The sequence below is a fragment of the Pseudomonas sp. LBUM1656 genome (genome assembly GCF_059716065.1).
In genome coordinates, this window is the sequence record NZ_CP166800.1 from 494573 (window position 1) to 515088 (window position 20516).

General features: G+C 58.7%; 12 protein-coding genes. 6 read left to right on the forward strand and 6 right to left on the reverse strand.

Annotated elements, in window-relative coordinates:
* Positions 1 to 106: 106 nt before the first annotated feature.
* The 5 genes from ACA072_RS02250 (at position 107) to ACA072_RS02270 (ending at position 8501) form a co-directional block, all read left to right on the forward strand.
* Complete coding sequence (locus tag ACA072_RS02250) at positions 107 to 2125, forward strand: type VI secretion system Vgr family protein (protein WP_497622826.1); 2019 nt, start codon at positions 107 to 109, stop codon at positions 2123 to 2125.
* The gene (locus ACA072_RS02255; protein WP_497622828.1) at positions 2115 to 2852 is read left to right on the forward strand and encodes a DUF4123 domain-containing protein; all 738 of its coding nucleotides are present in this window, start codon (positions 2115 to 2117) and stop codon (positions 2850 to 2852) included. The genes ACA072_RS02250 and ACA072_RS02255 overlap by 11 nt, the downstream gene beginning before the upstream one ends.
* On the forward strand, positions 2852 to 7507 hold the full coding sequence (locus tag ACA072_RS02260; protein ID WP_497622829.1) for an RHS repeat-associated core domain-containing protein: 4656 nt from the start codon (positions 2852 to 2854) through the stop codon (positions 7505 to 7507). Before ACA072_RS02255 ends, ACA072_RS02260 begins: the two co-directional genes overlap by 1 nt.
* Positions 7507 to 7794 carry a contact-dependent growth inhibition system immunity protein gene (locus tag ACA072_RS02265; protein ID WP_497622831.1) on the forward strand — a complete coding sequence of 96 codons (288 nt, stop codon included), beginning with the start codon at positions 7507 to 7509 and terminating at the stop codon, positions 7792 to 7794. The genes ACA072_RS02260 and ACA072_RS02265 overlap by 1 nt, the downstream gene beginning before the upstream one ends.
* Positions 7795 to 8177: 383 nt before the next feature.
* Complete coding sequence (locus tag ACA072_RS02270) at positions 8178 to 8501, forward strand: hypothetical protein (protein WP_497622832.1); 324 nt, start codon at positions 8178 to 8180, stop codon at positions 8499 to 8501.
* 45 nt (positions 8502 to 8546) lie between these two features.
* Here ACA072_RS02270 and ACA072_RS02275 read toward each other — a convergent pair whose 3' ends face one another.
* Positions 8547 to 8960, reverse strand: coding sequence for a T6SS amidase immunity protein Tai4 family protein (locus ACA072_RS02275; protein ID WP_497622834.1), 414 nt, complete (start codon positions 8958 to 8960; stop codon positions 8547 to 8549).
* Positions 8961 to 9230: 270 nt separating this feature from the next.
* Between ACA072_RS02275 and ACA072_RS02280 the strand changes: the two genes are divergently transcribed.
* Positions 9231 to 10070 carry a 23S rRNA (adenine(2030)-N(6))-methyltransferase RlmJ gene (locus ACA072_RS02280; RefSeq protein ID WP_497622835.1) on the forward strand — a complete coding sequence of 280 codons (840 nt, stop codon included), beginning with the start codon at positions 9231 to 9233 and terminating at the stop codon, positions 10068 to 10070.
* Positions 10071 to 10191: 121 nt separating this feature from the next.
* On the opposite strand, the gene msrA is transcribed toward ACA072_RS02280, so the two are convergent.
* The 5 genes from msrA to aceE all read right to left on the reverse strand — a co-directional run bounded on the left by msrA (position 10192) and on the right by aceE (position 20179).
* Positions 10192 to 10839, reverse strand: a complete 648-nt coding sequence (msrA, locus tag ACA072_RS02285; RefSeq protein WP_497624938.1) for a peptide-methionine (S)-S-oxide reductase MsrA — start codon at positions 10837 to 10839, stop codon at positions 10192 to 10194.
* Between the two features lie 184 nt (positions 10840 to 11023).
* On the reverse strand, positions 11024 to 13717 hold the full coding sequence (locus tag ACA072_RS02290; protein WP_497622836.1) for a putative bifunctional diguanylate cyclase/phosphodiesterase: 2694 nt from the start codon (positions 13715 to 13717) through the stop codon (positions 11024 to 11026).
* A 192-nt stretch (positions 13718 to 13909) separates the two neighbouring features.
* Positions 13910 to 15304 (reverse strand): alkaline phosphatase D family protein, encoded by a 1395-nt coding sequence (locus tag ACA072_RS02295; RefSeq protein ID WP_497622838.1) that lies wholly within the window; start codon positions 15302 to 15304, stop codon positions 13910 to 13912.
* A gap of 271 nt (positions 15305 to 15575) precedes the next feature.
* Positions 15576 to 17522, reverse strand: coding sequence for a dihydrolipoyllysine-residue acetyltransferase (aceF, locus tag ACA072_RS02300; protein WP_497622840.1), 1947 nt, complete (start codon positions 17520 to 17522; stop codon positions 15576 to 15578).
* Between the two features lie 11 nt (positions 17523 to 17533).
* Positions 17534 to 20179 (reverse strand): pyruvate dehydrogenase (acetyl-transferring), homodimeric type, encoded by a 2646-nt coding sequence (aceE, locus tag ACA072_RS02305; protein ID WP_497622842.1) that lies wholly within the window; start codon positions 20177 to 20179, stop codon positions 17534 to 17536.
* Positions 20180 to 20516 lie beyond the last annotated feature (337 nt).

The window sequence follows — 20516 nt, forward strand, 5'->3', positions numbered from 1 at the left end:
ACAAATCCCTAAAAAAGTAGGGCAAATCTGATTTTCCTGTCCCTCCCTCAACACCCCTTGTCGCTCATGCAGAATCGCCCGCCTTCATTCTGCAGAGACACATCGGATGTTCGCTCCTGCCAATCAACCGCGTTTCACGTTGACGATCGACGGCGTCCAGAATGAGCTCAAGGTGCTTGAGTTCACGGGCACGGAAGCCATCAGCCAACCCTACCGCTTTGACCTGGAACTGGTCAGCGAGCGGCCAGACATCGAGCTCGAAAGCTTGCTGCACCGTCAGGCGTTTCTGAGTTTCGATGCACAAGGCTGCGGCATACACGGCCAGATCTTTCGCGTCGGTCAAAGCGATTCCGGGAAACGTCTGACGGGCTACCAAATCAGTCTCGTACCGAGGCTGGCCTACCTCGGTCAGCGCATCAACCAGCGGATCTTCCAGCACAAAAGCGTGCCGGCGATCATCGCGCAGGTCCTCAAGGACCATGGCATCCAGCGCGATGCATTCGAGTTCCGGCTTGGTAGCGACTACGCGCCTCGCGAGTACTGCGTGCAGTACGCCGAAAGCGACCTCGCATTTATCCAGCGCCTGTGCGCCGAGATCGGCATTCATTACCACTTCCAGCACAGCGTCGACGGGCATCTTCTGGTGTTCGGCGATGACCAGACTGTTTTCCCGCGCCTGCCCGAGCCGACCCTTTACCTTCCGGGCAGCGGTATGGCGGCAGATGCTCCAGCCATCAAGCGTTTCAACGTACGTCTGGAGACCCGTACCACGGCGGTCTCCCGTCGCGATTACGACTTTCAGAAGCCGCGCCTGCAACTTGAAAACCGTGTCGACAGCGAACAGCGCCCGGTGCTGGAGGACTACCACTTTCCGGGCCAATTCACCGATCGCGAATACGGCAAACAGCTGACGCAACGAGCGCTGGAGCGGCACAACGCGGACTTCCGCCAGGCCGAAGGTCGTGGCGACGATGTTGCGTTGGTCAGCGGACATTTCCTGCACCTTGCAGAGCATCCGCGTCAGGCATGGAACGACCTGTGGCTGATCACCGGCATTGAACACCGTGGCCGACAGCCGCAAGTGCTGGAGGAGTCTGCCACCAGCGACGACCCGGATGATTTCCAGGGCTATCGCAATACTTTTCTGGCGACGCCGTGGGACGTTTCGTTTCGCCCACCGTTGGGACCGGAAAAGCCACGGATGCTCGGCTATCAACCGGCTGTGGTCACCGGTCCCGTCGACAGCGAAATCCATTGCGACGAGTTCGGTCGGGTCAAGGTCCAGCTCGCCTGGGACCGCGACGGTCAGCTCGACGAACATTCCAGTTGCTGGCTACGGGTCGCCACGGGCTGGGCCCACGACCGTTACGGCAGCGTGCTGATCCCGCGAGTCGGCATGGAAGTGCTGGTGGGGTTCATCGACGCCGATGCCGACAAACCGCTGGTGATGGGTTGCCTGCCAAACGCAGCCACACCGGTGCCGCTGGATCTGCCCGCCGACAAGACCCGCAGCATTTTCCGCAGCCGGAGCAGTCCCGGAGGCGGCGGTTACAACGAATTGCGCATCGAGGATCGCAAAGGCGCCGAGGAAATCTACCTGCGCGCCCAGCGAAACTGGACTCAGCATGTGTTGAATGATCAGCAGGTGCAGGTCGATAACCAGCGCAGTATCGTCGTCACGGGTACCGCTCGCCATGAGCTGAAGGCCGACGAACAACGCATCACCCACGGCCAGCGTCAGGCCGAAGTGAAGCTCGACGATCACTTGCTGGTAGTCGGCGACCGGCACATTCGCGTGAACAGTCAGGCGCTCAACGCCAGTCAGCAATTCCACGTCAGCGCCGGTCAGCAAGTGGTGATCGATGGCGGCGCCAGCGCGACGATCCAGGCGGGCGGGCAGTGGATCAACATTGGTCCCGGCGGGATTTTCAGCAGTGTGCCGATTCAGGTCGGCGGCGCGCTGATGCCGTCGATGGCCGCAGCGCCTGTGTCGCCGAATGCACCGTTGAAACTCGCCGCCGCCCCGGCTGCGCTACTGAGCGCCGCACAGATCATCAGTCTGCAAAGCGATGCGCCGTTCTGCGAAGAATGCGAGCGCTGCAAGGACGGTGTCTGTGCAGCCTGATCGCTTTTCACCCCACGCCTGGCTGAAACGCCAACCGCTCAAACCTGGCGAGCAGTTATTCGCGATCTTTGGCAACGCCAGTGCTGCGCAGCCGTTGAGCGCCTGGCAACACTCGACCACGGCACAAGCGCCGAGCCCGATCTGGGCCGACACAGCGTATGCCGAGTGGGAACCGGTGATGCCCTATGTCGGAATCGTCGCCGCTGGCAGTGAGTTTCTGGAGTGGGTCGCCGCGACCGAATCCCGTGACTGGGGGTGGCTGGCGGTTTCTTCTGCTTCTCAAGAAGTGCTGGTTGAGCATCTGCGCAGCCTCACGCAAGTTCTGTTGCCCAACGGTAGTGCGGTGTTTTTCCGCTTCTGGGATGGGCGTTATCTGCTGTCGATTCTTCAGTCTGCCGACGTTAACGCCACGCAGTTAATGCCGGTGATTGACCGCTGTTTGATCAATGGGCAGCCGCTCGATATCGGCGGCAGTGCCTTGAAAACCTCCAGGGTTTTTCCGTGGTGGGAAGTTTCCGAATCGCTGCTTGAAGACCTCGCCGCCGAGTCTGCGACAACCCGCATCAACAACTTGGTGAAGTGGTTGAGCGAGGACCGTCCTGATCTTTTTGAGGCGTTTTCGGAGAGCGTATTGCGGCACAAAGTCGCGATCTTTCTGCAGACGCCGGACCTGCCTCAAGCACTGAAACAAGCCTTGGTGGATTACCTGATGGCGGAGCTGAACTGATGGATCAGATTGTACGGATCGAGCAGGAGCTCGACGGTTTTAAAGACACGCTGAGTTTGTATCGCCAGCAACTTGGCGGCTTTTTGATCCGGAACGCAGACAGGGTCAGTCGGGCTGCGGACATGCCCTCGCTGATGGACATGGAGCGGCTGGTAAAACTTGGCAATACCACGACGGCGGTGAGCAGTGGTGACGATGATTTTCTCTCGAGTGTTGCGCAGTGTCCGGCAAATGGAATTCTGGAGATAGAGAGCAAGTTTGAATCGGTCTATGACATTCCACTGGGGAATATTTCGGTTGATGTGATTGCCGTTGATGGCGGTGAAAGTAAGCCTGTCAGGCTCGATAAAAATGGTAAGGGACAGTTCAAAGGTGCGCCTGGCAAGTTCTATCGCGTTCATGTCCAGAGTGAAGTCACCCCGGCACAAATCAAGGATCTGTTTGCCTCTTACGATGGCCTGACATCAGAACTGGAAGGTTGGCTGCGCAAGGAGTGGGAGGGGTTCAAACCGCAATGGTCGCAGTCGGCTTTTGCAGCCGCTGGTAATGGAATGCTCGCGGGAAGTTGGGCCGCGATAGTGGGTGTGTGGGACAGCATCAGCCTGCTCTCGGACATTCTCCAGGATCCCCGCAAGTTCGTTGACCGCTTGGGTAGCGGTGCTGCCCAACTGGCCGAGCTGGCTGAGAAATTCCCGGCAACGATGGAAAAGGTCCAACTGCTGGCCAGTGATGAAGCGGCCCTCTGTCTGTTGCTGCGCACTGCCAGCCTTTGGTTAGAGATGCTGCCACCCAGCGAAATCGCCGGCAAAACGGCCGAAGCGGTTTCAACCGTGGTGGTGCAACTGCTCATCGATATTCTGATCGGGGTAGTTCTGACTTTTGCCGGTGCAGGTGCAGGTATTGCCTATTTGAGTATGCGCCTTGCCAACTACGGCGCCCGGATCGTCGATGCTGTAGTGGGCTTCGTCAAAGCGATCTTCAACATCATCAATAGCTTCATTACTTACGTCGACCGCTATAAAAAAGTCGCCGCACGCGGTGTGGCGGCAGGCCTGAAAAAAGGCCGCATGCAACTGCGTTGGGATGCCAAGCGCAACACCACGCTCAAGCAAAACGAACACCACGACAACGCTCCGGATCAGGCGAAAAACCCCAACGGCGACAGCGCCGACTCCGTCGATAAAACCGCCACCAACAAATGCCCGGTATCGATGGTCACCGGCGAAGAACTGCTGACCCTCACCGACGGTTCGCTGGACGGCATCCTGCCGTTCGACTTCACCCGGCTCTACCGCACCAGCGCCGCCGAGATCGATGTCGGCCTCGGATTTGGCTGGAGCCATTCGTTATCCCATCGCCTGGAAATCGAAGGTGAAACGGTCATCTGGATCGACCACGAGAACCGTCGCACCACCTTCCCGCTACCGAGCAGCGCACGCCCGGCAATCCACAACAGCCTCTCGCGCGCCGCGACTTACCTCGGCAATGAGCGCGAAGAACTGATCCTCGCCCAGGCCGGCGACGAGGCACGTTTCTACCATTTTCATAATGGTTTTCTGACAGCGATCAGCGACGGATACGACAACCGTCTACGCATCACCCGCGACCGCCATGGCCGCATCCAACGCCTCGACAACGGTGCCGGCCGCGCCTTGCTGCTGCGCTATGAACGCAGCCATCTGGTCGCCGTTGACTATCAGGTTTTTGTCCCGGCCCAAACCCTCGAAGAAGCGTGGCAGACCGAGCAAGCACTGGTCTGTTACCGCTACGACGAACGTAGTCGACTCATTGAAGCCACCAACGCAGCCGGTGAAAGCGAGCGCTACGACTACGACGATCAGCACGTCATCCTGCAGCGGCAACTGGCCGGTGGGGCGAGTTTCTTCTGGGAGTGGGAAAGGTCCGGCAAGGCTGCGCGATGCATCCGCCACTGGGCGTCGTTTTCACAAATGGACGCGCGGTATACCTGGGATGACGAGGGCAGCGTCACTGTCCACAACATTGACGGCAGCGAAGAAGTTTACGTCCACGACGAGCAGGCGCGGCTGGTGCGCAAGGTCGAGCTGGACGGCGGTGAACACCTCAAGGCTTACGATGACCAAGGTCGGCTGATTGCCGAGCAAGACCCACTGGGTGCGGTTACCGAATACCGTTATGACGAAGTCGGACGGCTGGTCGCGCTGATTCCGTCGGAAGACGAACCAACGTCCTACGAGTACCGCAACGGTTTCCTGCACGCGCGCTATCGCGGCAAATCAGTGTGGAAGTATCAGCGCAATGCTCAGGGCGACATCACCGAAGCGAGCGACCCCGACGGCCACGTCACCCATTACTACTACGACGAAAAAGGTCAGCTGCTGTCGATCCGCTACCCGGACACCAGTCGGCATGTCTTTGTCTGGAATGGCTTGGGGCAACTGGTAGAAGAGACACTGCCGGACGGTGGTCAGCGGCGGTTTTCCTACGACGCGCTGGGGCGGCAGACTACCCGGCAGGACGAACACGGTGCGGTCACGAAGTCCCAGTGGGATGCCGTCGGCCGACTGATCCAGACCACGCTTCCTACGGGTACCAGTCGAGCCTACAGCTACAACGCCTACGGAAAAATCACCGCCGAACGCGATGAACTCGGCCGCATCACGCGCTACGAATACCTCGACGATCTGCACCTGGTCAGCCGCCGCCTCAATGCCGATGGCACCCAGCTCAAATATCGCTACGACAATGCGCAGCTGCTTCTTACCGAGATCGAAAACGAATCCGGCGAAAAATATCAGCTGGACTACACACCCAATGGATTGATCCGACAGGAAACCGGCTTCGACGGCCAACGCACCGCGTATGCCTACGACCTCAACGGCCACCTGCTGGAAAAAATCGAGTTTGGCGACGATGGCTCTCAGCTCGTCACCGCTTATGAACGAGACTCGGCCGGCCGGTTGCTGGTCAAAACGCTGCCCGACGGCATCAAGGTCGAATACCGCTACGACAGCCTCGGCCGACTGATCAGCGTCGATGACGGTCAAGACCATCCGCTGGAATTCGAGTACGACCAACAGGACCGCCTGATCACCGAGCACCAAGGTTGGGGCACGCTGCGTTATGGCTACGACGCCTGCGGCCAACTCAATCGCCTGCGCCTGCCGGACGGCAGCAAACTCGATTACCACCACGCCAAGGGCGGGGCGCTGACCGCCATCGACCTCAACGGCGCGCGGCTCACCAGCCACCAATTTACCTTTGGTCGCGAGCAACAACGCCAGCAAGGTCAATTGCTAAGCGACTTTGCCTACGACGATCAGGGACGTCTGAAAGCCCACGCTGTCAGCCAACAGCAGCAACCGTTGTATCGCCGCGACTACGCCTACAGCCATAACGGCAATCTCGACAGCATCGCCGACACCCGCCACGGCCAACGCAACTACCACTACGACCCGCTCAACCACCTGACCCGCGTCCGCCACACCCGCGACGACCCACCGGAAACCTTCGCCCACGACCCGGCCGGCAACCTGCTGATGCAGGATCGACCCGGTTTGGCGACCATTAAAGGTAATCGCCTGCTGATGCAAGGCGACCGCCATTACGACTACGACGCCTTCGGCAATCTGGCTCGTGAGCGCCGCGGCACCGCGCAAAAACTCGCCACCGAATACCGCTACGACTGCCAGCACCGGCTCATCGGTGTCACGACCCCGGACGGTCGCAGCGCCAGCTACCGCTACGACGCCTTCGGCCGCCGCATCGCCAAAACCGTCGACGGCAAAACCACCGAATTCTTCTGGCAAGGCGACAACCTCATCGCCGAAAGCAGCCGCGAACACTACCGCAGCTACCTCTACGAACCCGCCAGCTACCGCCCCCTCGCCATGCTCGACGGCAAAGGCCCGCGAAAAGCCTGCCCGTTCTACTACCAACTCGACCACCTCGGCACGCCGCAGGAACTGACCGACTTTGGTGGCGAGATCGTGTGGTCCGCGAAATACAACGCCTACGGAAAAATCACGCGCCTGGCGTTCGGCGGGGGCGAGCAACTTGAGCAACCGTTGCGGTTTCAGGGGCAGTACTTTGATGCGGAGAGCGGCCTGCACTACAACCGGCATCGGTACTATGATCCGGAAGTTGGCCGGTATCTGACGCCGGACCCGGTGAAATTGGCGGGTGGGCTGAACCAGTACCAGTACACGCCGAATCCGACGGGGTGGGTTGATCCGTTGGGGTTGGCGTGCAGCCCGTGTCCTGGAGATAGAGAGGTCGATGGACCGTACAGCGAAATTGTTCCTGGTGGGGGCTTAGATGCGCATGAGGCTCGGGGAGGGCACTTCATTGAAAAACACATTGGTCGATCTGAAGCTCAGCTGGCACAAAGGCTAAAAGATGAGCCGTGGCTTGGTAGGGCGTCTACTTTCTATGATCGGGCAACGGCGGAGAAAGCTATGTCCAGTGTGATAGCGACCAATAAAGCTGTGATAAGAAAATTCATAAAGAACAAAGATAGCCAGATCCTTATTAGTGACTCGGTCCCTTATCCAGTAGGCGTTGTTTTAAGACGCAAAGCGTCTACCGTGAAGCCTGTATCCGGTGTGTATCTACTTTTACGCAAGGACAGGAAAATGCCAGACGGTTATCGAATACATACAGGGTATGCAGAATAATGAGAACAAGATTTCCGGCGCTATTCCAGTTCTTGGCTGGCTACTTCCATGAAGATTGGCGATGTGATCACGAGTCAGAAGATGATGTCGTTCGATCATTTGTTACTGACTCATCTCTAGAAACTATTTCTCAAGTGAAGGACGAGTTGCAGGTCGTTTTTTGTACTTTCCAAAGTGAAGAGGAATTACAGATATTTTTGTTTGAGGAAATTGGATGTTCCTACTATTACCCCTATGCATGGCCCTCAGGTAAAGCTTGGTTGGAACATATTTTTGGCATGCTTTAGCTATGAACCTTAGATTTGCTGTACCCCTCGGATGAAGGTGTGAGTGAAATTTCTGGGCAAGGTCGTCGGAAGTTTCCTTCAAACCGTATCGGTTTCCATGAACTGGTGCGAAGTGAGATCCATGGATATTCTTTGGCTGTCGCTGCAAATGCAGTGGCAGGGTGTAGGAACCCTGGGCAACTCACCGCGCATCAGCGCTGTCGTTTGATTGCGGCACTTAACTTGTGTCCGTAACATCGTTCGCGGCGGCTGTGCGCGGGGCACGCTACGGCGTGGCTGAGTTTGGTGAGTTGCTCAGTTTCCTACTCCCGCGTACGGCTGCCACCCAAGCCCGTAGGAAAGGCCGTTGGTAGCTTTTAACTCAATCACCAAGGTCTACAAAAATGAAAAGTCTTCACCCCGATCCACCCTACGAAAAACCAATTCCCCACCCCGACAACCGCTTCATGGCCCTCACCGGCAACTGCAACGACATGCCCACACTGTTCGTCGATACTCACGCGCCACTCGATGTTTTATACGACGCCGCGAACTATCGAATTCGCGCCGTCACGCAGGTGCTTGAGAACATGTCGATGCGCGGTTCGGTTGAGTGTGAATCTTTCATTCTTAGTGATTTCGCATTGCTGTGTGCCATTCCGTTGCGGGATGGGTGTGATGTGCTAGACGTGGTGGGGCGACGGCTGAGGGCGCGGCCTTCGGAGTAGCGTCCAGTTGCTTCTGTGGCGATGGAGTTCCCCTCGCCGCAGACGTCAATCGGAGATAAACCGGTCTTGAGTCTTGATGAAACGGTCGAATGCCACTGAGTTGTAAACTTCCAAACACCCATAAAACACCATTTTTTGGCTCGAGTGCTTGCTGGTCGAGGATGTGTGTTGGTAGGCCGTTAATACGTAGTCTGTTGTTTCTTTGTAGGGGTCGTGCAGTACCTGAAGCGAGTCTTCATTTTGAAGAATGGTGTGCATTCCTTTGCCCATGAATGAGAAGGCCCCCGCGGCCAGGCCGATGTCTTTCTTTAATGCTGACATTTCTTTGAATGGCTTCAAAATGCATTGACTTAGGCCATAGTTCTTTAGCGATTGACGTGCTTCTTCGGTGTGTTGTTCGTTAGAAACGACGAAGCCTGAATACAGCAGGCATAGAAAAGAAATGGCTGGAATACGCATCGGTTTTTCGACTTCCTGTCGGACGTTGAGATCAGTGTAGCGTCAGGGAGTTGGTAAGTATCTTTTGTGGTTGACCGAGAACTCTGGGCTGTCAGGAATCGCCGGATGTCAGGCTTTGGGGCTGCTTCGCAGCCCAACGGGGGCAAGCCCCCTCGCCACAGGTTTTGTGTCCGGTCGGAGATTGTGGCTGTTGCGATTGGCCGCTCAGCCGCGAACCCCTGACGTTCAGCCCCGTACAAGGTAAACTTCCCGGCCTTCGCAGGAGCAATCATGAATTATCGTCACGCCTTCCATGCCGGCAATCACGCCGATGTGTTCAAACACCTGACTTTGACCCGCCTCATCGCCCTGATGTCGCGCAAGGAGCAGCCGTTTGCCTATCTCGACACTCACGCCGGCATTGGTCTGTATGACTTGCAGGGTGATCAGGCGAGCCGTACCGGTGAGTACCTGGAAGGCATCGCGCGGTTGTGGGATCAGCCGGATCTGCCGGCGCTGACCGCCGATTACATGAAGGTGCTGCACGACATGAACCCGGATGGCCAGTTGCGCTATTACCCGGGTTCGCCGGAGTTGGCGCGGCGTCTTACGCGGTCGCAGGATCGGGTGATGCTCAACGAGAAGCACCCGGAAGACGGTGTGTTGCTCAAGGACAACATGGCCGGCGACCGTCGGGTGAAGGTGCATCTGGGCGAAGGCTGGCATGTGCCGCGTGCGATGTTGCCGGTGCAGGAGAAGCGGGCGGTCATGTTGATTGATCCGCCGTTCGAGCAGCTCGATGAGATGCAGCGTTGTGCGGCGTCGTTGAAAGAAGCGATTGGCCGGATGCGTCAAACCGTGGCGGCGATCTGGTACCCGGTGAAGGATCAGCGCATGTTGCGGCGGTTTTATCAGGATCTGGCGGGCTCGGGCGCGCCGAAGTTGTTGCGGGTGGAGTTGCTGGTGCATCCGCTGGATACGCCGAACAGCTTGAACGGGTCCGGGTTGGCGATTGCGAATCCGCCGTGGGGGCTGGAAGAGGAATTGCGTGAGCTGCTGCCGTGGTTGTCCAAGAAGCTTGGGCAGACCCAGGGTGGGTGGCAGATGGATTGGTTGATTGCTGAGAGTTGACCGATCGTTCCCACGCTCTGCGTGGGAATGCAGCCCGGGACGCTCCGCGTCCCAGCCGAAGCGGACGCGGAGCGTCCCTTGAGGCATTCCCACGCGGAGCGTGGGAACGATCAGTGCGGGGTTAGATCGGGCAGGTAACGCCCGTACCGCCAATCCCGCAATACCCTTCAGGGTTCTTCGCCAGGTACTGCTGGTGATACGCCTCGGCGAAGTAGAACGTCGGCGCTTCGTCGATTTCAGTGGTGATGTCGCCTTTGCCGGCCTTGGTCAATTCGGTCTGGAAGACTTTCTCGCTGGCTTTGGCCGCGTCCAGTTGAGTCGGATTGGTCGCGTAGATCACCGAGCGGTACTGCGTGCCGATGTCATTACCCTGGCGCATGCCTTGGGTCGGGTTGTGCAATTCCCAGAACATTTTCAGCAGTTCTTCGTAGCTGACTTTCGCCGGCTCATAGACCACCAGCACCACTTCGCTGTGGCCGGTCAGGCCCGAGCAGACTTCTTCGTACGTCGGGTTCGGCGTGAAACCGCCGGCATAACCCACCGCCGTGCTGACCACGCCTTCACGTTGCCAGAATTTGCGTTCCGCGCCCCAGAAGCAGCCAAGGCCGAAGATCGCGAAATCCACGTCCATCGCGAACGGGCCCAGCAGCGGGGCGTCGTGGACGAAGTGTTTTTCCGGCACGGTCATTGGCGTTTCGCGGCCAGGCAGAGCTTGTTCTTTGGTAGGGAGCACGTTTTTGTTCACCAGGATTTCCGAGCGCAAGACCATCATCAGTCCCCTCAGTCAGGTTGAATGTGAATTGTCAGACACGCAGTTTGCCCAATGCCGGCCGGTTACGCACTACCTTGTGGGAGCGGGCTTGCTCGCGAAGGCGGTGTGTCAGATGACAGTAATGGTGACTGATACACCGCTTTCGCGAGCAAGCCCGCTCCCACAGGGATTTGCGGTGGGCTCAGACGAGCGGGCCGCGGGGGTAGCGCTTGAGCTTTTCGATCAGCTCGGCACCGGGGATCGGTCGGTCGAACAGGTAGCCCTGGCCGACGTCGCAGCGGTGGCGCCGCAGGAAGGCCAGTTGCTCAGCGGTTTCGATGCCTTCAGCCACGACCTTGAGTTTCAAGTTGTGGGCCATGGCGATCACTGCGGAGGTGATTTCCATGTCGTCCTGGTTGTCCGGGATTTCGTGGATGAAGCTTCGATCGATCTTGATGATGTCGATCGGGAATTTTTTCAGGTAGCTGAGCGACGAGTACCCGGTGCCGAAGTCATCCATGGCCAGGGTCAGGCCCAGGCGCTTGAGCTGGTCGAGCTGCAAGTGGGTGTCTTCGGTGGCTTCCAGCAGCAGGCCTTCGGTCAGTTCCAGCTCCAGCAGGTTCCCCGGCAACGCTTCTTCCTTGAGGATGTTGGCGATGGAGGCCACCAGGTCGGGGTCGGAGAACTGCTTGGGTGACAAGTTGATCGCCACTTGAAGATTGCCCAGGCCGGCGGCGGTGAGGTCTTTGCTCATGCGGCAGGCCTGGCGGGCGATCCATTTGCCGATGGGAATGATCAAGCCGGTTTCTTCGGCGACGCTGATGAACTGGTCCGGACGGATCATGCCTTTTTCCGGATGGTTCCAGCGCAGCAGCGCTTCCATGCCCAGCAAGCGACCGCTGCGCAGGCACAGTTTGGGCTGGTAGAACACGTCCAGCTCGTTCTGGGTCAGTGCGCGGCGCAGGTTGTTCTCGACGAACAGCTTGTAACTGGCCTCAGCGTTCAGCGCTTCGGTGAACACCTGGACCTGGTGTTTGCCGTTGGCCTTGGCCTTGTGCAGCGCCAGGCCGGCGTTGCGCATCAGGGTCTGTGGATCGCGACCGTGCAGTGGCGCGCAGGCCAGGCCCACGGAGCCGGTGACACTGATCAACTGGTTGTCGACGAACATCGGCTTGTCGAGGGTCGCGAGCAATTGGTTGGCGACGTGCTGGCCCATCGCGAGGTCGGTGTTGTCCAGCAACACGGCGAATTCGTTACTGGCGAACCGCGCCAGGCTGCCGCTCGGGCTCAGGCTGTTGCGCAGGCGCCGGGCCAGGCTGATCAGCAGTTTGTCGCCGGTCTGGTGGCCGAGGCTGTCGTTGATGCGCTTGAAGTTGTCGATGTCCACCAGCAACAGGCTGATCGGCGTGTCGCTGTCCCGGGCGAAGCGTTCGTCGAGGTTTCGAATGAACGCCGGGCGGTTGCCGAGGTTGGTCAGGTTGTCGGTGTAGGCCAGGCGCTCAATGCGCTGCTGGGCGAGTTTGGTCTGGGTGATGTCTTCGTAGATGCCGATGTAATGCGTCAGCTCGCGGTTGTCGCCATAGACCTTGGAAATCGATAACTGGCCCCAGTAGGGTTCGAGGTTTTTACGGCGGCTCTTGAACTCGCCCTGCCAGCTGTTGCTCTTGGCCAGCGCCGAGGGCGCGTCGAACAGCAGCTCGCTGAGGTTTTCCAGTGCCGGCAGTTCCGACAGCCGCTGGCCGTGGACTTCTTCGGTGGTGTACTGGGTGATCGCCGTGAAGCTCGGGTTGACGTATTCCACCACGCCATCGCAATTGACCAGCAAAAAGGCGTTCGCGCTTTGCTCGACCGCACGCTGGAACAGGTGCAGGGCGCTGGTGGCGGTGCGGCGGTTGTGGTTGTTGATGACTTGGGCGAACTGATCGGCCAGCTCGCCGGCGAAGGCGATTTCGTCCGACTGCCAGGCGCGGGTCGCGCCGGTCTGTTCCAGGCACAGCACGCCGACCACTTGGCCGTCGACACGGATACTGGCGTCGAGCATCGCGTTCACATCGCGCGGGCGCAGGCTCTCGGCCATTTCCCGGGTGCGCGGGTCGCGCATGGCGTTGTGGGCGTCGATGGCGCGGCTGCTGTGCAAGGCGTCGAGGTAATCCGGGAAGCCGCTGACATCGATCGGATCCGGCAGTTGGTACTCCCCGGAGGCGCGGTGATAGGCCGAAATCGGCACCAGCATCGAATTTTCGAGGTTCCACAGGCTGGCGCAGTCGATTTCGTAGATATCGCAAGCGCTGCGGGTGATCAGTTCGGCGGCTTCTTGCAGGGAATTGTTGGTGCTGTAGCGCTGGCGGGTCAGCAGCAGGATCAAGTCTTGCTGGGCGCGCACCCGGTCCAGGTGCTGCAGCTGTTCCAGCTGGGCGCGTTGATTGAGTTCCAGGGCGATTTGCAGGCGCGAGTTCTGGGTTTCCAGGTCCAGCGACGGCAGCAGCGGTTCGCCTTCGAACAAGCCGTCCACGACCATCAGGTAGCCGCGCAGCAGGTGTCGATTGTGTTGTCGGTAGGCTTCGCCGAGTTCGAGAAGGCTCAGGGAGCCTTTGGCGGTGTGCAGGTTGTAGCGGATCAGGTAATGCGGGCCGTCGCTGAGTTGTTGCTGGATGGCGTCGTGCAGCTGATAGCGCGCTTCGGGCTCCATCAGGCTGGCGTAGGGGGAGTCGACCAGGGCACAAAGCTCCACGGCCGGCAGCCCGAACTGTCGTTCGCAATTGGGATCGAGAAACAGCAGCGCCCAGCTCGCTTCATTCAGCCGTTCGAAACGCAGCATGCCGAGCCGCGAGGGCACAGGCAATTGCGTCACTACCTCGGCCACCATACGGCTGGCGGCATCGGGTTGGCTTTTCATTGAGGGAAACTCGCTTCGAATGTGCTGATCGCGCCGGGCTCTCGCCCTCTTAACTGTTGCCTGCGGCAAGGTTGCATCATTGCGACACTGACTGACAAGAGACATGAAGGCCAAGTGCTATAAGAATATGTCGGCAGGGGCGAAGATTTCTCCAGCAAGCGCCGAAAACTAATGCATTTGGCCTTCATTGCCTTAACGCAGCGGGATGTTGATCGATTGCAATCCCTTGCCGTTTCGGTCGTGGTAATTGACCTTAATCTGATCCTGATCGACCACCAAATGGGCAAAGTTGTCTTCGCTGACCACCTTGCTGGTCAATTCATGCCGGTAATCCCCCGCTGCGGTTCGCGCCAGTGCCTGATCGAGAATGAAGGTGGAGGCGGAGGCATATGGCAGCAGTTTGCTGTTGCACAGGGGGGACGACACGATGGTGTGGACTTCGAAGTCCGGATCCTCGCTGTGGGTCAGTCGGCTGGTCAGGGAGCCGTGCACATCGCCGGAAACGAAGATGACGTTCTTTATGCGGTGCGTACGAATCGCCTCCAGCAACCGTAGGCGTTGTTCCGGGAAGGCTTTCCAGGCGTCATCCCCATTGAGCTTGCGGTCGGGGTAGAACATCACGCTGGTGACCACGAACTTGACCCGGGCCGGGCTGTGGATCAGCCATTTGCACAGCGCCTGTTCCTGCTCATCGTCGAGGATGCGTCGATCATCGGCCGACAAGGTGCGACGGGTGCGGCTGTCGGTGACAAACCATTCAATATCGCCTTCGGCGAACTGATACCAATACTGTTCCAGCTTTCGACTTACTTGGCCGTTGGCTAGTAAGTCATGCGCCGGGCTGTGGCTGGCTTGGTATATCTCATAGGCTGCCATCGCGTTCTTATATAAATAAGCATCGGCCTTGCTCTCGTTGGTGGGCCAGTTGTCTTCTATTTCATGATCGTCGAGGATCATATAAGTCGAGGTGTTAGACATTAACCTGGCGATATTCGGTTGGGAAAACGCCGTGCGATACTTGCTGAGTATTTCCTTGTACTCCCGGTCGGGAGCAATAACGTTCAGATCATCGACATAAATTTGATCACCGGTCATCAGTATCGCGCTGATGGGCGGTTCGGCCCGCTGGGCAAGTTCGGTGATCGAGGCAAAAATCCGGTCGCCCAGATGAGGCGCCGAGGGGATGCCTGCGGTCATGCGCAGGTAGCGGCATGAGCCGACGATGTACGCCCGCGGTGTGCTGGCCTTGCTGGACAGGGTGCGAAAACGATAAATCTCCCGCGGCCATTGCAGCGGCAGTTCCTGGACGGTTTCCACGGTATGCACCGGGCTCATCGGGCTGAACCACCCGGCCTGGTATTCATACTCGGTATCGGTGGCGAGGTTGTTGAGTGCAATCACATCGGACATGTCGCGCAAGATCGACAGTTTGGCAAAGACACCTTGCGACCAACGCTCTTCTCCTGCGTGCCGATAACGAATGCCGGCAAATACCAGAGCGTTGTCTTGAAGTTCTCCGCGCAAAAAAATACGTACGTGGTTAGTTGTAGTGTGGCCAATAATAGGGCCGACTGTTGGTTTGAACATGTTCGAATCCGTTCGAAATAACGCTAACTAATAAAGTGAGGTTTGCAGTATTTATAAGAAAATTCTGTTGAACTAAGCCTAGTTATTAAACAGCAAAAAATATCGAGCGAATGTCGCCATGAGTTGTGGGCAATGTAAGCCACAGCTGTAGGAAATTACTTTGTTTAAGGCAAAAAAAAGCCCCGCCAAATTGGCGGGGTTGAGGTACGAGCGTGGCGCTCGGAAAACGTGGAGCGCGACAGGCCCTCCGGTGAAGGAGGGCCGGCCGGTGTTACAGCAAGATGGTGCGGATGTCCGCCAGCAGGTCACTCAGACGCTTGGTGAAGCGTGCAGCAGCGGCGCCGTTGATCACACGGTGATCGTAGGACAGCGACAGTGGCAGCATCAGTTTCGGCTGGAAGGCTTTGCCGTCCCAGACTGGCTGGATGGTTGCCTTGGAAACACCGAGGATCGCCACTTCCGGCGCGTTGACGATCGGCGTGAAGCCGGTGCCGCCAATGTGGCCGAGGCTGGAAATGGTGAAGCAGGCGCCTTGCATGTCGTCAGCGGTGAGCTTCTTGTCGCGGGCCTTGGCGGCCAGCGCAGCGGCTTCGGCGGCCAGTTGCAACAGGCTCTTCTGGTCGACGTTCTTGATGACCGGTACCAGCAGGCCTTCAGGGGTGTCAACCGCGAAGCCGATGTTCACGTACTTCTTGCGAATGATCGCCTTGCCGCTTGGTGCCAGCGAACTGTTGAAGTCCGGCAGTTCCTTGAGCAGGTGCGCGCAGGACTTGAGCAGCAGCGGCAGGATGGTCAGCTTGACGCCAGCCTTCTCTGCAACGGCTTTCTGAGCGATACGGAACGCTTCCAGCTCGGTGATATCAGCCGAATCGAACTGAGTCACGTGCGGGATGTTCAGCCAGCTGCGATGCAGGCTCGACGCGCCGATTTGCATCAGGCGGGTCATCGGCACTTCTTCGGTTTCACCGAAGCGGCTGAAGTCCACGACCGGAATCGGCGGGATGCCCGCGCCGCCGGTTGCGCCAGCAGCAGCGGCCGGTGCTTCCTTGGCCTTCTGCATCATGGCTTTGACGTAAACCTGCACGTCTTCTTTGAGGATGCGACCGTGCGGGCCACTGGCGCCGACGGCGTTCAGCTCGACGCCGAACTCACGAGCCAGTTGGCGTACAGCCGGGCCAGCGTGAACCTTGGCGCCCGGCTTGGCCGGTGCAGCGGCAGGTGCCGGAGCAGCAGGCGCCGCGGCGGCCGGAGCAGGAGCGCTCGGAGCAGCAGCGGCAGGGGCTGGAGCAGCGGCCGGAGCAGCGCCTTTGACTTTCAGCTTCAGGATCAGGTCGCCGGTACCGACTTCGTCATCCAGCTTGATGGAAACGCTTTCCACCACACCAGCAGCAGGCGATGGAATTTCCATGCTCGCCTTGTCGGATTCCAGGGTGATCAGCGACTGATCGGCGGTGACGGTGTCGCCCGCCTTGACCAGCACTTCGATGATCTTGGCCTTGCCCGACGAGCCAATGTCCGGGACATGGATGTCCTGAACGCTGTCGGCAACCGGTGCAGCCGGGGCCGCAGCGGCAGGTGCCGGAGCAGCGGCAGCAGGCGCAGCAGCCTGAGCTGGCGCGGCCGCAGCAGGGGCCGCAGCACCCGCCACTTCCAGGTCCAGGATCAGGTCGCCGGTGCCGACTTCGTCGTTGAGCTTGACGCTGATGCTCTTGACCACGCCAGCGGCAGGCGATGGGATTTCCATGCTGGCCTTGTCGGATTCCAGGGTGATCAGTGACTGATCAGCCTCGACGGTGTCGCCGACCTTGACCTGGATCTCGATGATCTGGGCCTTGCCCGCCGAGCCGATATCCGGCACGTGCACTTGCTGGACCGAAGCGGCAGCCGGTGCGGCAGCTGGTGCTGGAGCAGCAGCGGCAGCAGCCGGTTTCTCTTCAGCCTTGGCAGCCGGTGCAGCGGCAGCCGAAGGGGCCGCAGCAGCGGCACCTTCGACTTCCAGCTCCAGCAGTTCGTCGCCTTCTTTCAGGCGATCGCCCAGCTTCACTTTCAGGCTTTTGACGATGCCGGCCTTGGGAGCAGGGACTTCCATGCTCGCCTTGTCCGATTCCAGCGTCAGGATGCTCTGTTCGGCTTCGATACGGTCGCCGACCTTCACAAACAGTTCAATTACTTCACCTTCACCGCTGCCGATGTCAGGTACGCGAATGAGTTCGCTCACAGAGTGTCTCCTCAGCAGTCCAGTGGGTTGCGTTTTTCCGGGTTGATCCCGAACTTGGCGATGGCTTCAGACACCACCTTGGGTTCGATATCACCACGGTCAGCCAAGGCTTCCAGGGCTGCCAACACCACGAAATGACGGTCGACTTCGAAGAAGTGACGCAGCTTCTTGCGGCTGTCACTGCGGCCGAAACCGTCGGTGCCCAGGACTTTGAATTCCTTGGACGGGACCCACTGACGAATTTGCTCAGCAAACAGCTTCATGTAGTCGGTAGACGCGATGACCGGACCTTTACGGCCGTTCAGGCACTCTTCGACATAGCTCAGTTTAGGCTTCTGGCCTGGGTGCAGACGGTTGGTGCGCTCGACGGCCAGGCCATCGCGACGCAGTTCGTTGAAGCTGGTAACGCTCCAGACGTCGGCGGCAACGTTGAACTCTTCACGCAGGATCTTCGCCGCTTCACGGACTTCACGCAGGATGGTGCCGGAGCCCATCAGCTGAACGTGATGCGCCGCTTCGCGGGTGTCCTCTTCGAGCAGGTACATGCCCTTGATGATGCCTTCCTCGACACCGGCCGGCATGGCTGGCTGCTGGTAGGACTCGTTCATCACGGTGATGTAGTAGAAAACGTCCTGCTGCTGTTCGGTCATCTTCTTCATGCCGTCCTGGATGATCACCGCCAGCTCGTAGCCGTAGGTTGGATCAAAGGTGCGGCAGTTCGGGATGGTGGCAGCCAGGATGTGGCTGTGACCGTCTTCGTGTTGCAGGCCTTCGCCGTTCAGCGTGGTCCGGCCGGCGGTGCCGCCGATCAGGAAGCCACGGGTACGGCTGTCGCCAGCGGCCCAGGCGAGGTCGCCGATACGCTGGAAGCCGAACATCGAATAGAAGATGTAGAACGGCAGCATTGGCTGGTTGTGGCTGGAGTACGAAGTACCGGCAGCGATGAAGGAGCTCATGGCGCCCGCTTCGTTGATGCCTTCTTCGAGGATCTGGCCCTTCTTGTCTTCCTTGTAGAACATCACCTGGTCTTTATCGACTGGCTCGTAGAGCTGGCCGACGGACGAGTAGATGCCCAACTGACGGAACATGCCTTCCATACCGAAGGTACGGGCTTCGTCCGGGATGATCGGAACGATGCGTGGACCGATTTCCTTGTCCTTGACCAGCTGCGCGAGGATCCGCACGAAGGCCATGGTGGTGGAGATTTCACGGTCGCCCGAGCCGTCCAGGATTGCCTTGAGGGTATCCAGCGATGGCGTCGGGATGTCGAAGCTTTTGGCGCGGCGCTGTGGCACGAAACCGCCCAGTGCAGTGCGGCGCTCGCTCAGGTAACGGGCTTCAGCGCTGTTTGGTTCCGGTTTGAAGAACGGCAGGTTTTCCAGTTCTTCGTCTTTGACCGGAATGTCGAAGCGATCACGGAACAACTTCAGGCTGTCGACGTCGACTTTCTTGGTGTTGTGCGCAGTGTTCTTCGCTTCGCCGGCACCGGTGCCATAACCCTTGATGGTCTTGGCCAGGATGACGGTCGGTTGTTCTTTGTGGTTGACCGCTTCGTGGTACGCCGCGTAGACCTTGTACGGGTCGTGGCCGCCACGGTTGAGTTTCCAGATCTCGTCGTCGGACAGATCAGCAACCATCGCCTTGAGTTCTGGCGAGTTGAAGAAGTGTTCACGCACGAACGCGCCGTCTTTGGCTTTGTAGTTCTGGTACTCGCCGTCGATGACTTCGTCCATGCGACGTTGCAGGATACCGTCGACGTCTTTGGCCAGCAGTGGGTCCCAGAAACGGCCCCAGATGACTTTGGTCACGTTCCACTGAGCACCGCGGAACACGCCTTCGAGTTCCTGGATGATCTTGCCGTTGCCGCGAACCGGGCCGTCGAGGCGCTGCAGGTTGCAGTTGATGACGAAGATCAGGTTGTCGAGCTTCTCGCGGCCAGCCAGCGAGATTGCGCCCAGGGATTCCGGCTCGTCGCACTCGCCGTCGCCCAGGAAGCACCAGACTTTCTGCTTGCCTTCAGGGATGAAGCCACGGGCTTCCAGGTACTTCATGAAGCGTGCCTGGTAGATCGCCTGGATCGGGCCCAGACCCATGGATACGGTCGGGAACTGCCAGAAATCAGGCATCAGCCAAGGGTGCGGATAGGACGAGAGGCCCTGGCCGTCGACTTCCTGGCGGAAGTTGTTCATCTGGTCTTCGGTAATGCGGCCTTCCATGAACGCACGGGCGTAAACGCCTGGCGAGGTGTGACCCTGGAAGTAGATCAGGTCGCCGCCGTGTTCGTCGGTCGGGGCCTGGAAGAAATAGTTGAAGCCGATGTCATACAGGGTGGCGCTGGAGGCGAAGCTGGAGATGTGACCGCCCAGGTCCGAATCTTTCAGGTTCGTACGCATCACCATGGCCATCGCGTTCCAGCGCACCAACGAGCGAATGCGGCGTTCCATGAACAGGTCGCCGGGCATGCGTGCTTCGTGGGTTACTGGAATGGTGTTGCGGTATGGCGTGGTGATGGCATAAGGCAACTGCGAACCGCTGCGGGTTGCGAGTTCACCCATACGGGTCATCAAATAGTGAGCGCGGTCTTCGCCTTCTTTGTCGAGAACCGATTCCAGGGCGTCCAGCCATTCCTGGGTTTCGACGGGATCGAGGTCTTGCATGGCTTGCTCCAGGGCGGAAAGGCTTCCAGAATCGGTTGCCTGAGTTTGCGACTGGCCTTGTGGGCAGACGATATAAATTCTTGGATTGCCGAGTGGTAGGTTCCGGCGGCGTGTAGTTTTACTACAAATCATCGGGCATTTCAGCTATCCGAATGTATATACGAGTAGTAAAACTACAGATGAGCGGCTTGTGGCCTCCGGCTGCGTTGTGAGAATAATCGTTAAGGTTGGTCTTTTGCCAACCGAAAAAGGTGAAAGCTTGATGCTGTCTGCCAAAAATGAAGAAATTTCAGCTATTTCTAACCTTTGTTCGACAGTCGATCACGTAGTGCGATTT